This is a genomic window from Pseudomonas sp. NPDC087346 (assembly GCF_044744235.1).
GTDB lineage: Bacteria > Pseudomonadota > Gammaproteobacteria > Pseudomonadales > Pseudomonadaceae > Aquipseudomonas.
This window is the reverse complement of record NZ_JBIUXX010000008.1, coordinates 61,567-77,007: the sequence shown is the minus strand read 5'-3', so window position 1 is coordinate 77,007 and position 15,441 is coordinate 61,567. Positions and strand designations below refer to the sequence as shown.

The 15,441-nt window shown below is 58.9% G+C and carries 9 protein-coding genes; 3 read left to right on the top strand and 6 right to left on the bottom strand.

Features of this window, described 5'->3' with window-relative positions; translation table 11 throughout:
* Positions 1–79 precede the first annotated feature (79 nt).
* The 6 genes from ACIOZM_RS07115 to tpx form a co-directional block, all read right to left on the bottom strand.
* Complete coding sequence (locus tag ACIOZM_RS07115) at positions 80–2,161, bottom strand: putative bifunctional diguanylate cyclase/phosphodiesterase (protein ID WP_401211199.1); 2,082 nt, start codon at positions 2,159–2,161, stop codon at positions 80–82.
* Between the two features lie 271 nt (positions 2,162–2,432).
* A complete protein-coding gene (locus ACIOZM_RS07110) occupies positions 2,433–3,893 on the bottom strand; it encodes an efflux transporter outer membrane subunit (RefSeq protein ID WP_401211198.1) in 1,461 nt (486 codons plus the stop codon).
* A complete protein-coding gene (locus ACIOZM_RS07105) occupies positions 3,890–6,997 on the bottom strand; it encodes an efflux RND transporter permease subunit (RefSeq protein ID WP_401211197.1) in 3,108 nt (1,035 codons plus the stop codon). Before ACIOZM_RS07105 ends, ACIOZM_RS07110 begins: the two co-directional genes overlap by 4 nt.
* A gap of 142 nt (positions 6,998–7,139) precedes the next feature.
* The gene (locus ACIOZM_RS07100) at positions 7,140–10,235 is read right to left on the bottom strand and encodes an MdtB/MuxB family multidrug efflux RND transporter permease subunit (protein WP_401211195.1); all 3,096 of its coding nucleotides are present in this window, start codon (positions 10,233–10,235) and stop codon (positions 7,140–7,142) included.
* Complete coding sequence (locus tag ACIOZM_RS07095) at positions 10,232–11,539, bottom strand: MdtA/MuxA family multidrug efflux RND transporter periplasmic adaptor subunit (RefSeq protein ID WP_401211193.1); 1,308 nt, start codon at positions 11,537–11,539, stop codon at positions 10,232–10,234. Before ACIOZM_RS07095 ends, ACIOZM_RS07100 begins: the two co-directional genes overlap by 4 nt.
* Positions 11,540–11,727: 188 nt before the next feature.
* Complete coding sequence (gene tpx / locus ACIOZM_RS07090; RefSeq protein ID WP_075945110.1) at positions 11,728–12,228, bottom strand: thiol peroxidase; 501 nt, start codon at positions 12,226–12,228, stop codon at positions 11,728–11,730.
* A 229-nt stretch (positions 12,229–12,457) separates the two neighbouring features.
* Here tpx and ACIOZM_RS07085 point away from each other — a divergent pair, with 229 nt between their 5' ends.
* The 3 genes from ACIOZM_RS07085 to ACIOZM_RS07075 all read left to right on the top strand — a co-directional run bounded on the left by ACIOZM_RS07085 (position 12,458) and on the right by ACIOZM_RS07075 (position 15,432).
* Positions 12,458–12,886, top strand: a complete 429-nt coding sequence (locus tag ACIOZM_RS07085; protein WP_401211191.1) for a YciI family protein — start codon at positions 12,458–12,460, stop codon at positions 12,884–12,886.
* A gap of 292 nt (positions 12,887–13,178) precedes the next feature.
* Complete coding sequence (locus ACIOZM_RS07080; protein ID WP_401211189.1) at positions 13,179–13,970, top strand: hypothetical protein; 792 nt, start codon at positions 13,179–13,181, stop codon at positions 13,968–13,970.
* Between the two features lie 10 nt (positions 13,971–13,980).
* Positions 13,981–15,432 (top strand): DUF1254 domain-containing protein, encoded by a 1,452-nt coding sequence (locus tag ACIOZM_RS07075; RefSeq protein ID WP_401211186.1) that lies wholly within the window; start codon positions 13,981–13,983, stop codon positions 15,430–15,432.
* Positions 15,433–15,441 lie beyond the last annotated feature (9 nt).

Here is a 15,441-nt window from a genome sequence, read left to right as displayed (position 1 = left end):
TGCATGGGCTGAGTTGTTTGCGATCTGATCAGATCCCTGATCAAAACACTTAACTGTGGTGAGGCTGTATCCAGCGCTGTCACACCGCAGCGAGTTTCTCGCCGCGCACGATGTCGAGCATGAACTTGTCCGCCGGCATCGGATGCCCCAGCAGATAACCCTGCAACGAATCACAACCCAACTGGGTCAGGAAATCCTGCTGCACGCCGGTCTCCACGCCTTCAGCGACAATGCGCAAACCCAGCGCCTGCCCCAGCGCGACAATCGCTGAAACAATCGCCGCATCGTCGCTGTCATGCTCCAGATCGCGCACAAAACCACGGTCAATCTTCAGCTCGTTGGCCGGCAATCGCTTGAGGTACATCAGGCTCGAATAACCGGTACCGAAGTCATCAATCGACAGGTCAACGCCCATGTCCGACAACTCTTGCAACACTGTCATGCTCGCATCGGCGTCGCTCATGGCGGTGGTTTCGGTGATTTCCAGTGTCAGGCTGTTGGCCGGCAAATGATGCGTCGCCAGCGCTTTGGCGACACTTTGCACCAGCCCGGTGTGGCAGAACTGCAACGCCGACAGATTCACCGCAATACGCCAATCGGTGTAACCCAGCACGTACCACTCGCGCATCTGCCGGCAGGCTTCGTTGAGCACCCAGTCGCCGATGGCGATGATCAGCCCGGTCTTCTCCGCCAGATCGATGAACTTGTCCGGCAACAACATGCCTTGCGTCGGGTGCTGCCAGCGCAACAGCGCTTCGGCACCGACCGGACGACCATTGGCGGCGTCGAACTTGGGTTGGTAATACAGGCTGAACTGGCTGTGTTCCAGCGCCGCACGCAAATCCTGTAACAGTTGCAGTTGCTTGCGAGCGTTGTTGTTCATCGATACATCGAAAAAACTGTAGCCGTTTTTGCCGCCGCCCTTGGCGTGATACATCGCCGCATCGGCGTTCATCAGCAGTTCCTGGGCGCCTTCACCATTGCCCGGATACACCGCGATGCCGACGCTGGCGGAGATCTGCAAATCATGTTCAGCCACGCGGAACGGACGAGCGATCAGACCAACCTGGCGCGCAGCCAGTCCCAGCGCATCATCAGGCTCAGTCAGGCGCACCAGCAACACGAACTCGTCGCCGCCGATACGCGCCAGCGTGTCCTGACTGCGCAAGTCTTCACGCAGACGCAGCCCGACCTCGCGCAGCAACTGATCGCCCATGTGATGGCCAAAGGCATCGTTGACCGGTTTGAAACCATCCAGATCGATGAACATCAGCGCAAAACAGCCGCCCTGCTCATGCACCTTTTTCATCGCCTGATTGATTCGGTCGTCCAGCAGCATGCGGTTCGGCAGACCGGTCAGGGTGTCGTGCAGTGCCAGTTGGGTCAGTTCACGGTTGGCCAGCGTCAGCGAGTGCGCGAGATCGGCGGTGCGCGCTTCGAGACGGGCGTCGAGAATCGAGGTCAGCAAGGCAATCGACAGCACTGCCAGCGTGGTGATCAATACCAGGCTGTCGAGGCCGTTACCCTTGAGGCCGTTGAGCGTCGCGCCGCAAAAACTGCCCTCGGGAAATTGCGCCGCCGCCATGCCGGTGTAATGCATGCCGACAATCGCGATGCCCATGATCACCGCTGCACCGCCGCGAATCAGCCGGACATAGGGTGAATGCTGACGCAGACGGAAAGCGATCCACAAGGCGGCGGCCGAGGCACCCACAGCGATCAGCAATGAAGCGCCAAACAGTGTCGGATCGTAATCAATCCCCGGGGTCATGCGCATGGCAGCCATGCCGGTGTAGTGCATCGCACTGATGCCGGCCCCCATGATCAACGCGCCGAAAGCCAATTGGAACACCGGCAGCTTCGGCTGACTCACCAGCCACAGGGCAAAACCGCAGGACAGAACCGCGATCAACAATGACAACGCGGTGATTGCGATGTCATAGCCCAGATCAATCGGCAGTTTGAACGCCAGCATGCCGATGAAGTGCATCGACCAGACACCAACACCCATGGCCAATGCGCCACCCGCCGTCCAGAAATGCACCGCCCGACCTCTGGCCGTGGCGATGCGCCCGGTGAGGTCGAGTGCGGTATAGGACGCGAGGATCGCCACACACAGCGAAATGAAAACCAGGGTGAAGGAATAACTACCAGTGAGCATGGGAATTCTCGAGGCCACCCCACCGTACTGCTTCCGTTCTCGGTAGGGGAAAATGCGGCGATTGTACTGATTGTGCAGAAGAACGCACTGACAAAGTAAGCAAATTGCCATCAACCCGATGAAACGCTTGTTTGATCGCCCTACAAGGCTCTAACCCGCCCCTCACAGCCTGCGAAAATCCCACTGTAGGAGCTGCGGCACGCTGCGATCTTTTGATTGTTCTTTCAAAGTTCAAGATCAAAAGATCGCAGCGTGCCGCAGTTCCTACCGATTATTCGGTGGGCAGATTTCCATCCCAGCCACCGCCCAGTGCCGCGATTAATTGCACGCTGGCGATCAAGCGGCTTTGCAGGATATTCAGCACGGTTCGTTCGTTGTTCAGGGCTGTGGCTTGCACCACCACCACGTCGATATAGGCGATCAGCCCGGCCTTGTACTGGTTCTGCGTCAACCGTAACGAATCGCGAGCGGCGTCCAGTGCTTCCTGGCGAACAGCGGCTTCGTCTTCATACACCTTCAACTGCACCAGATAGTTTTCCACTTCGCGGAAACCATCGAGCACGGTCTGTCGGTATTTGGCTACGGTCTGGTCATACAGCGCTTCATTGCGATCGACTTCTGCCGAGCGTTGGCCGCCATCGAACAGCGGCAGATCGAGCTTCGGCCCGACCGACCAGAAGCGGTTCGGCAGGCTGATCAGGTCTTTTGAGGTACTGCTGCTGTAACCGCCGCTCAGACTCAGGGAAAAGTCCGGGTAGTAGGCCGCTTTGGCCACGCCGATATTGGCGTTGGCGGCGATTACCGAGCGCTCTGCCGAAGCAATGTCCGGCCGACGCTCCAGCAATTGCGACGGCAGGCTCAGCGGAATCTGTGGCAGGTTCGGAATGGTCTGGATTTCGGCGATGTTGAACTCAGCCGGTGCCTGACCGGTCAGCACGGCGATAGCGTTTTCGAACTGAGCGCGCTGCCAGATCAGATCGACCAGATCGCCCTGGGTCGACTTCAATTGCGTCTGTGCCTGCGCCACAGCATCACGTCCGGAGATTCCGGCGCGGTACTGGTTCTGAGTCATCTGCAACGAGCGTTGGTAAGCCGTCACCGTCGACTCAAGCAACCGCTTCTGCTGATCGATCACCCGCAGTTGCAGGTAGTTCTGCACCAGTTCCGACTGTTGGCTCAGGCGCATCGCCGCCAGATCGGCAAAGCTTGCCTGAGCGCTGGCCTCGTTGGCCTCAAGTCCACGGCGCAGTTTGCCCCAAACATCCGCTTCCCAACTGACGCCGACTTGCGCGTTGTAGGTATCACGAATACCGCTGGAGGAACTGCTCAGGCTCGAACTGCTGCTGCCGGTGCCCTGACTGGAGCGGGTCTTGCCCACGCTGAGGTCGGCACTCGGGAAAAACGCTCCCCGCGCGCTGCGCACCAGAGCCTGCGCCTGCCGGAACTGGGCTTCGGACTGGGCGACGGTCTGGTTCGAGCTGTTGAGCTTCTCGATCAGCCCGTTGAGTTGCTGATCGCCGTACAACTCCCACCAGGCGCCACGCGCCAGCGAGTCGCTCGGGCTGGCCTGACGCCAGCCTTCGGCCTCTTTGTACTGGGCAATTTCAGTGGTTTGCGGGCGCTGGTAGTCCGGGCCGACGGCGCAGGCACTGAGCATCGCCACGCACAGTGACAGGCTCAACAAACGCGAGCCCCGAACAGTGGCCAGATTGATAAGCGAACGGTCAGTCATAGCGGAGTTTCCAGAGCTGCATCGGTACGTACGCCACGCCATTTATTGAAGCGATGGCGCAGTTTGTCGAGATAGAGGTAAACCACCGGAGTGGTGTAAAGGGTCAGCACCTGACTGAAGATCAGGCCGCCAATGATGGTCAGACCCAACGGCTGACGCATTTCGGCGCCCTCGGCACGGCTGAGCAGCAGCGGCAAGGCACCGAGAATCGCCGCCAGCGTGGTCATCAGGATCGGTCGCAAGCGTTGCAGACAGGCACTGCGGATCGATTCCAGTGGAGTCATGCCCTGATGACGCTCGAGTTGCAGCGCCAGATCGATCATCAGAATCGCGTTTTTCTTCACCACGCCGATCAGCAAGAACAGACCGAGCAACGAAATCAGGCTGAATTCACCGCCGAGCGCATAGATCGACAGCAACGCGCCGACGCCGGCCGATGGCAGGGTCGAAAGAATCGTCAGCGGGTGAATATAGCTTTCATACAGCACACCCAGCACCAGATACACCGCCAGCAGTGCGCCAAGAATCATGAACGGCTGACTCTTCTGGGTCGCGGCGAAGGCGTCGGCGGTGCCGGCCATTTTCGCGATCACATCTTCCGGCAGACCGACTTTGGCAATCGCCCGCTCGATAGCGGCACTGCCCTGCTCCACGGTCACGCCTTCAGCCATGTCGAAAGAAATATCTTCCGAAGCAAACTGGCCTTCATGGCTGACGCGGTCATCTTCGAGGCTGCTTTCATAGTGCGCGATGGTCGACAGCGGAATCCGCGCACCGTCGGCGGTAATCACCTGAACCTGCTTGAGCGTTACCGGGTCTTGCGCATACTTCGGATTGACCTCCATAACCACTTGATACTGGTTGAGGCTGTCGTAAATCGTCGAAATCTGCCGCTGGCTGTAGGCGTTGTTCAGCACCGAGGTGACCATGTTCATGTCCACGCCCAGACGCTTGGCCTGATCACGGTCGACAATCAGCGTCACCTGTTGCGCGCCGCGACCTTCGCGGGCATCAATGGCCGTCAGCTCAGGCAAGGCCCGCAGCGCGGCGACCACTTTTGGATACCACTCGCGCAACGAGCCGAGGTCACCGCTTTGCAGAATGTAGCTGTACTGCGAAGTCGTCTGCTCACGGCCACCGCCAAATTGCAGATCCTGATCCGCCATCAGCATCAATTGCGCGCCGGGCACCTTGGGCATTTCCTTGCGCAGGCGTTCGATGACCTTCTGCGCCGACATCTGGCGCTCTTTGATCGGTTTCAAACGCACCAGCATGAAGGCGTTATTGGTGCCGTTGGTGCCTCCAATGAAACCGGCGACGCTTTCCACCGCTTCGTCCTTCAGTACAGCGCGGCGGAAGATTTCCATCTTCGGCTGCATCACGCTGAACGACAGGCCATCGTCCCCCCGCACAAAACCGATCAACTGGCCGGTGTCCTGTTGCGGCATGAAGGTTTTCGGCACCACCACGTACAGTGCGACGTTGACGCCGACAGTGACGAACAGGCTCAGCAGCGTCAGGCGTCGATGACGTAATACCCAATCAAGGCTGGTCGCATATTTGGCGACCATCCACTCGTTGGTGCGGCGGCTCCAGTGTTGCAGACGGTTTTCCTCGCCCGGCGTGTGCGGCTTGAGCCATCGAGCGCAAAGCATGGGTGTAAGCGTCAGCGAAACAACCAGTGACACCACGATTGCTGCGGCCAGGGTGATGGAGAACTCGCGGAACAGGCTCTCGATAATCCCGCCCATAAACAGGATCGACAGGAACACCGCCACCAGCGAAACGTTCATCGACAGCAGGGTAAATCCGACTTCCTTGGCCCCAAGATAGGCGGCCTTCATCGGTTCGACGCCTTCGTCGATGTGCCGGGAGATGTTCTCCAGCACCACGATGGCATCGTCCACCACCAGACCAGTGGCGAGAATCAGCGCCATCAGCGACAGGTTATTCAGCGAAAATCCGTACAGGTACATCACGGCAAAGGTGCCGACCAGCGAAACCGGTACCGCGAGAGTCGGGATCAGCGAAGCACGGAAGTTACCGAGAAACAGGAACACCACCAGAATCACCAGCGCCACGGCGATCAGCAAGGTCATTTCCGCTTCATGCAGCGTGGCCTTGATCACCGGTGAACGATCCATCGCCAGATTCAGTTTGACGCTGGCTGGCAGCACTGCTTGCAACGCCGGCAACTGCGCCTTGATCTCGTTGACTGTTTCGATGATGTTGGCGCCGGCCTGCCGGTTGATCACCAGCAACACCGCCGCATCGTCATTGAAGAAACCGCTGTTGTAGCGGTCTTCGACGCCATCGCTGACCTTGGCTACATCCTTGAGGCGCAGTGCGGCGCCGTTGGCGTAGTGGATGATCAGCGATTCGTAATCCTTGGCTTTCTCCAACTGGTCGTTGGCCTGGATCTGCCACAAGCGCTCGCCGTCTTCGACCGAGCCCTTGGGCCGGCGTACGTTGGCATCGGCAATGGTCTTGCGCACATCGTCCAGCGCCACACCGTATTGATTCAGTGTCTGAGGTTCGAGTTCGATGCGGACTGCCGGCAGCGAACTGCCGCCGATCTGCACTTCACCGACACCCTGCACCTGGGACAGGCTCTGGGACAGGATGGTCGAGGCCAGATCGTAGAGCTGACCCTTTTCCAGCACATCCGAGGTCAGCGACAGCACCATGATCGGCGCCTGCGACGGGTTGACCTTTTTGTAGGTCGGCATGCTGCGCATCCCGCTCGGCAGCAGATTGCGTGAAGCATTGATCGCCGCTTGCACCTCCCGCGCCGCGCCGTTGATGTCGCGGTCGAGGTCGAACTGCAGAATCACCCGGGTCGAACCCTGGCTGGACCGGCTGCTCATGGTGTTGACCCCGGCGATAGCGCCGAAGGATCGTTCCAGCGGCGTAGCCACGGTGGACGCCATGACCTCCGGGCTTGCACCGGGCAGGCTCGCCTGCACCACGATCACCGGGAAATCCATTTGCGGCAGCGGCGACACCGGCAGCAAACCGAAGCTGACACCACCCAGCAGCATGATCGCCAGGCTCAGGAGCATGGTCGCGACCGGGCGCTTGATGAAAGGACCGGACAGGTTCATTGACCGCAGCCCCCGGCACCACGCCACACTTCTGTGGGAGCTAGCCTGCTGGCGATAGCGGAGTGTCTGCTTGCATTGATGTTGCCTGTGCCTGCCCTATCGCGAGCAGGCTCGCTCCCACAGGGATTGAGGTGCATCAAAATCATGCTTCCACCACTTTGGCTTCGGCCTTGCCCCAGCGCCGACCGAGGCGGTCGAAGTACAGGTAGATCACTGGCGTGGTGAACAAGGTCAACACCTGGCTGACCAGCAAACCACCGACCATCACCAGACCCAGCGGCTGGCGCAACTCTGCGCCGGAACCGGTGGCGAGCATCAAGGGTATTGCACCAAACAACGCCGCCAGCGTGGTCATCAGAATCGGCCGGAAGCGCAGCAGCGCCGCCTGATAAATCGCCTGCTCCGGTGCCATGCCTTGCGTACGTTCGGCGTCGAGGGCGAAGTCGATCATCATGATCGCGTTCTTCTTGACGATACCGATCAGCAGAATGATGCCGATGATCGCGATCATCCCCAGGTCATTACCGCTCAGCAGCAACGCCAGCAACGCGCCGACCGCCGCCGATGGCAACGTCGACAGAATGGTGATCGGGTGGATGTAACTCTCGTAAAGCACTCCAAGCACGATGTACATGGTCACCACCGCCGCCAGAATCAGCAGCAAGGTGCTCGACAGCGAGGCCTGGAATGCTTCGGCCGCGCCCTGGAACTGTGTCTGCACGCCAACCGGCATGCCGATGTCTTTCTGCACTTGCTCGATAACGTCCACCGCATGCCCCAGCGCTACGCCGGGTGCAAGGTTGAACGACATCATCACTGCCGGAAACTGGCCAATATGGGTGATCGCCAGTTGAGCCTGACGTTCTTCGACATGCGCCAGACTCGACAGGCGCACCTGAGCGCCGTCCGTGGTCTTGACGTGAATCTGATCCAGCGCCTGCGGGCCGATCTTCTCTCCGGCCTGAGCCTGCAATACCACGCGGTATTGGCTGGCCTGGGTGTAGATCGTCGAAATCTGTCGCTGACCAAAGGCGTCATACAGCGCGTCGGTAATATTCGCCACCGAGACGCCAAGGCGTGAAGCCGCATCACGGTCGATCACCAAATAGACCTGCAAACCCTTGTCCTGCAAATCACTGGCGACGTCGGTCAGTTCCGGGCGCTGGGCCAGTGCCTCGACCAGACGGCCGCTCCATTGACTCAACAACTCGGAGTCCGGAGAAGACATGCTGAACTGGTACTGGGTACGGCTGACCCGATCTTCGATGGTCAGGTCCTGCACCGGCTGCATGTACAGACGAATACCGACCAGTTTGTTCAGTTGCGGTTGCAGGCGTGCAATCACCTGCGTCGCGCTCAGATCACGATCGCCATGGGGTTTGAGGTTGATCAGCAGGCGGCCGCTGTTGAGCGTGGCGTTGTCACCATCGACGCCGATGTAAGACGACAGGCTTTGCACCGCTGGGTCTTGCAGAATGATCTTGGCCAGTTCTTGCTGACGCTCGCCCATGGCCGCGAAGGAGATCGACTGTGGCGCTTCGGAAATGCCCTGGATCACCCCGGTGTCCTGCACCGGAAAGAAGCCCTTGGGCACGATCATATAAAGGAAAACCGTCAGTGCCAGCGTTCCGAGGGCGACCAGCAACGTCAGCGGCTGGTGCTTGAGCACCCACTGCAATCCACGTCCGTATTTGGCGATCATCCAGTCAATGCAGGCGCCGCTGGCCCGATAGAAGCGGCCCTGCTCGTGTGCTTCCGGCTCACGTTTAAGCAAGCGAGCGCACATCATCGGCGTCAGAGTCAGTGAGACCACAAGAGAAATCAGGATCGCCACCGCCAGAGTGATGGCGAATTCGCGGAACAACCGCCCGACCACGTCCGCCATGAACAGCAGCGGAATCAGTACGGCAATCAGCGACAGGGTCAGGGAAATCAGGGTGAAACCGATTTGCTTGGCGCCCTTGAGCGCGGCCTGCATCGGACTATCGCCCTCCTCGATGAAGCGCGCGATGTTTTCCAGCATCACAATCGCATCGTCGACCACAAATCCGGTGGCGATGGTCAATGCCATCAGCGTCAGGTTGTTGACCGAAAACCCGGCGAGGTACATCACCCCAAAGGTGCCGATCAGCGAGAGCGGCACGGCAACCGACGGAATAATCGTGGCGCTGGCGCGACGCAGGAACAGAAATGTCACCATCACCACCAGTGCGATGGCGATCAGCAGTTCGTGCTGAACATCGGTCACCGAGGCACGGATAGTCTGGGTACGGTCGGTCAGCACGGTGACTTCGAGACCTGCCGGCAGGTTATCGGTGATGCTCGGCAGCAATGCCTTGATCCGGTCGACCACTTCAATCACGTTGGCGCCCGGCTGACGCTGAATATTCAGCAACACTGCCTGGTTTTCATTGGCCCATGCGGCGAGGCGCTCGTTCTCGGCACCATCGACGATTTCTGCCACATCCTTGAGCCGCAACGGCGCGCCATTCTTGTAGGCGAGGATCAGGTTGGCGTAGTCCTTGGGCGACGTCAGTTGATCGTTGGCATCGAGCATCGACACCCGGGTCGGGCCGTCGAAGTTGCCTTTTGGCTGGTTGACGTTGGAAGCTGCGATCAAGGTGCGCACGTCCGACAAGTTCAGACTGTTGGCGGCCAGTGCCTCAGGGTTGACCTTGATCCGCACGGCCTGCCGCTGGCCACCGGCGATGCTGACCATACCGACGCCGCTGATCTGGGCGATTTTCTGCGCCATGCGCGTATCGACCAGGTCGTTGAGCTTGGGCAGGAGCATGGTTTTCGAGGTGATCGCCAACGTCAGCACCGGGGTGTCAGCCGGGTTGACCTTGTTGTACACCGGCGGTGCCGGCAAGTCGGTCGGCAACAGATTGGTCGCGGCGTTGATCGCGGCCTGCACCTGTTGTTCGGCGACGTCCATATTGATGTCGAGGCTGAAACGCAGGGTCAGCACCGAAGCGCCACCGGAACTGGTCGAAGCCATTTGCGTCAGGCCGGGCATCTGTCCGAACTGGCGTTCAAGCGGCGCGGTGACCGCGCTGGTCATCACGTCCGGGCTGGCGCCGGGGTACAGCGTCATGACGCGGATGGTCGGGTAGTCGACCTGAGGCAAGGCCGATACCGGCAACAGGCGATAAGCGATCAGGCCGGCCAGGACAATGGCCAGCATGCTCAGGGTAGTGGCTACCGGACGGAGGATGAACAGCCGCGAAATGTTCATGCGCCCTTCTTGGCCTTTTCAGTGGCTGGGGCATCTGGCGCGCTGGCGGCGGACTTGCCTTGCAGGTGTTCGGTCGGCGTAGTCGGTACGGCGTTGCTGTCGTTGACCACCTCGACTTCACTGCCTTCTTTCAAGCGGTCGGTGCCTTCCAGCACCACGCGGTCGCCGGCAGCCAGGCCTTCGGTGATTACGGTGTTGTTGCCGTCACTGGCGCCAATCTTCAACTGGCGGATGGTGACTTTCTTGTCGCCGTCCAGCGCATAGACGAAGGTGCCATTGGTGCCGAACTGAATGGCTGCCGACGGTGCCAGAACCACGCCTTTCAGGGTGTCGGCCAGCAAGTGAACGTTGACGAACTGATTGGGGAACAGCGATTGATCGCGGTTTTCGTAGCGTGCCTTGAACTTCAGGGTGCCGGTGGCGACGTCGATCTGGTTGTCGAGGCTTTGCAGTACGCCGGTGGCTTGCAGTTTGGTGTCGCCGCGATCCCACGCTTCAGCCGGCAGTTTGGCGCCGCTGCGATAACGGGCGAGCACGGTTTCGAGGCTATTTTCCGGCAATGTAAAAGCGACGCTGATCGGTTGAGTCTGGGTGATCACCGCGAGGAACGTGGTGTCGTTTGCCGCCACAAGGTTGCCGACATCAAGCTGACGCAGGCCGACGCGACCGGCAAGCGGTGCGCGGATCTTCGTGAACTCAAGATTGAGCTTGGCATCGTTGACCGCTGCCTGATTGGTCTTGACCGTGCCCAGATATTGGCCGACCAGCGCCTCGGCAGTGTCCAGCGTCTGTTTGGCGATGCTGTCTTCCTTGAACAGACCACGATAACGCTCGACATCAACCTGGGCGTTTTTCAGTTGCGCCTGGTTCTGCAGCAAGGTGCCTTCGGCTTGAAGCAAAGCATTCTGGTAAGGACGCGGGTCAATCTCCGCGAGCAAGTCGCCTGCCTTGACCATCTGCCCTTCTTCGAAATTGATCTTCACCAGTTCGCCGCCCACCCGGCTGCGCACATTGATGGTATTGAGCGCAGTGACCGTGCCCAGCGCCTTGTAATACAGCGGGAAGTCGCCCGTGACCGCTGGCGCCACACGAACCGGTATCGGCCCCGCCGCCCCGCCAAAGCCCGGACGCATCATGCCCGAACGCCCGGCGTGCCCGGCCTGCGCCTTCGCGGCGGCATCCTTGTGGGCTGAGCTGGCAGGCCAGAATTTCCAGCACAGGCCGGCAATGATCAGCAGCACAAGCAGGCTCAACAGCCAGCGACGGGAGTTACGAGAGGACGATTGCATGGATTGATTAACCATTGGGCGCGTGGGCTTCTTTTTACGGGAGGCTGAACGATAAGCACTGATGGAGATTAAGCAAAGCAGCTTTACCGGCTATTTACTTTCAACTTACGTTTCAAGGTGTGTGGCAAGACACTGATACACAAATGAAAACGGCCTGGACAGAGCCAGGCCGTTAACAATTGTAAAAGCGCTTTGTGAATCGATTACTTCAGAACAGCCAGAGCTGCTTCGTAGTTCGGCTCTTCCGCGATTTCCTTGACCAGTTCGCTGTGCAGAACGTTGTCGTTTTCGTCCAGGACAACGACCGCACGAGCGGTCAGGCCTTTCAGCGGGCCGTCAGCGATGGCCACGCCGTAGTTTTCGATGAACTCTGCGCCACGCAGGGTCGACAGGTTCTGAACGTTTTCCAGACCTTCGGCGCCGCAGAAACGTGCCTGGGCGAACGGCAGGTCAGCGGAGATGCACAGAACGACGGTGTTGCTGATGTCGTTGGCCTGAGCGTTGAACTTGCGCACCGAGGTAGCGCAGGTCGGAGTGTCGACGCTTGGGAAGATGTTCAGCACTTTGCGCTTGCCGGCGAAGTCTTTCAGGGTGACGTCCGACAGGTTGCCGGCAACCAGGGAAAAGGCTGGCGCCTTGGAACCGGCTTGTGGCAACTGGCCGTTGACTTGAACCGGATTGCCTTTAAGGGTGACTTGAGCCATGACTTGAGTCCTTCTGAACGTTTTGATTGGAAAGCATGCAAGAGGCCGAAGTTAACCACGAAATTGTCCTACGACCTATGCCTGAACTGAAATTGTCAGGTGCCGACCAAAAAAATTGTATACAAAACCGTTACTACAGGAATGAAAGCCTTTTCAACGCTATTGTCGATTCAGGGAACGCTCGTTCGACTATCCAGTGAATCATCCACAATTCAACGGAGATATCACCATGCGATTCATGATCCTTGTAAAAGCCAGCGCCGACTCCGAAGCCGGCATCATGCCCAGCGAAGCACTGATCACCGAGATGGGTAATTTCAACGAAGAACTGGTCAAGGCCGGCATCCTTATCGACGCCGACGGCCTGCATCCCAGCAGCAAAGGTGCGCGCGTGAGATTTTCCGGTGACAAGCGCACGGTGATCGATGGGCCCTTTATTGAAACCAAGGAACTGGTCGCCGGTTACTGGATCTGGGAGGTGAAATCGAAAGAGGAAGCCATCGAATGGGTCAAACGCTGCCCCAATCCGATGCCAGGCACTGAGGCCGAGATTGAAATCCGCCAGATATTCTCGCCAGAAGACTTCGGCGCCGAGTTCACCCCTGAAGCCCGCGAACAAGAAGAACGCATCCGCGAACAAGCCAGGAAAAACGCCTGATCCCCGTGTAGGAGCTGCGGCACGCTGCGATCTCTTGATCTTGAAAAACAGAATCAAAAGATCGCAGCGTTCCGCAGCTCCTACATCTTTTGCGCTGATCATTAACTTTTCAGTACACACATTAAGTGTGCACTCGTACACAAAACCAAAGAATTAATACATTCGACTGGCTAACTGCGGATAAGCTGCTAGCGTCAATCAGACGTGTCCTACAGGCTTGAAAAGAAAGGAATTACGCGTAACGGCCATCAAGTGCCGAGTCGTCCAATAAGCCACCAGGGAATCGGGGAACATGTTGAAAAAAACGGGGATTCACGCCTTTTTGCTGGCGAGCGCGCTGGCGCCTGTGTTTTGTGCGCAGGCCGATAACGCCGAGACGGCCAACAAAAGTAACAACCCGCTCAACCTTGCCCCCGGCGCCAACCTCCAGGATTACTACACGCCCAAGCTGTTCGACAGTAACGTCCACACCAACGACGCCCTGCTGCGCGGAACGCTGCCAGTAGCACCCAACGATTTCATCGGTGTGCCGCAATTGCTCCGTGCAACCATGCCGATCAGCACCCGTCCCGATCCGCATGGCGGCTATAGCACCGGCATTGGCGACCTTAATCTTTTCGATATTTTCCTGCTCAAGACCGACGGCGTGCAGTTGGGCATCGGCCCGCAAATCACCGCGCCAACGGCTGCCGAAGATGAGCTGGGCACCGGCAAATGGCAGGCCGGCCTGGCCGCGATTGCGATTGACTCATCCCCGCGTGGATTGCTCGGCGCACTGGTGCAGTACCAGAGCTCGTTTGCCGGCGACCATGATCGCGCCCACGTCGAAACCGCGACGATGCAACCCTTCATCATTCATAACCTGCCCAAAGGCTGGTATCTGCGCTCCACCGGCACCTGGACGTTCGACCTGAAAAACGACACCCACTACATCCCGATCGGTCTGGGTGCGGGCAAGGTCTGGAAGTCCGGCAGCAACATCCTCAACGCCTTCGTCGAGCCGCAGTGGACGGTCGAGCGCAAAGGCGACGGTGTACCGCAATTCACCCTGTTCGCCGGCATCAACGTCACCTTCGGAAAATAAGGACATTCCCATGCACATTGCTCTTCGCGCAGCCGGTTTCAGCCTGATGGCCCTGTTTGCCAGTTGCGGTGTCGGCGCTCAGGACCTGGATACACGCATCGGCAAGATTGCGATGGAAGGTGAACTGCCGGCCCACGAATCGATTGCCAAACTCTACGCTGAGCTGGATTTCCAGCAGGCGACCCAAAGCTATCTGTGGGCATTGCCGCTGGTGTCCTACGCGCAGTGGCAGGAAGAATTTCGCGACAAGCTCGGCGCACGCAGCGGCGATCTGATGGTACTCAACAGTTACGAAGACAAACTCGGCGTGATCACCGCCAACGCCACCACGCCTTACATCCTCGGTTTCGTCGACCTGAGCGAAACCGGGCCGCTGGTGATCGAACTGCCGCCAGGGCCGACTGCCGGCGGCATCGGTGATTTCTGGCAACGAGCAATCATCGACATGGGCCAGACCGGCCCGGACAAGGGCCAGGGTGGCAAGTATCTGATACTGCCACCGGGCGCCGAGCCTCCGGCAGATGCCGGTAAATATTATCTGGCAAAGTCGGAAACCATGAACGTGCTGGTGGGCTTCCGGGTGCTTGATCCTGATCCGGCCAAGGGCAAGGCGCTGGTCGAAAAATTCAAGATGTATCCGTATGCCAAACGCAACGAACCGAGCACCACCCGGCTGCTGTCGCCCGGTGGTAAACCGTGGTCGGGCACCCAGCCACGCGGCATTGCTTATTGGGAACGCCTGCATCAGATCATCCAGAAAGAACCGGTCAACGAACGTGACCGCTTCTATATGGCGATGCTCGCCAGCCTCGGCATCGAGAAGGACAAACCCTTCAACCCCAACTCCCAGCAACGTCAGGCACTGGAGCAAGGCGCGCAGATCGGCGAGTTGATTGCCAAGGCCAACACCTTCGCCAAGCGTTTCCCTGATGCCCAGTACTGGCCTGACCGTCATTGGGACACGGTACTGAACATCGCCGAGCCGTCACAACGCGTCGCTTATTACGACCAGCTCTGGGAGCGCAGCGCGTGGTTCTACGAAGCGGTCACCAACACCAAAGGCATGGTTTCCAAGACGCCGGGGCTGGGCCAGACCTATCTGGGCGCCTACACCGACGCCAAGGGTGACTGGCTCGATGGCGGCAAGACTTATCGCCTGCACGTCGGCACCCCGCCGCCGGCTAAACAGTTCTGGTCGATGACCGTTTACGACATCGACAGCCGTTGCCTGATCGACAATCCGCAGCGCAAGGCCGACCTGTCGTCACGCCAGGATCTGAAGAAAAACGCTGATGGTTCAGTCGATCTGTATTTCGGTCCGACCGCGCCCAAAGGCTTCGAGAACAACTGGGTGCAAACCCTGCCGGGCAAACACTGGTTCAGTTACTTCCGGTTGTATGCGCCGACCGAAGCCTATTTCGACAAGAGCTGGAAACTCGACGATATCACCGTCGTACAGTGATCAAGGACG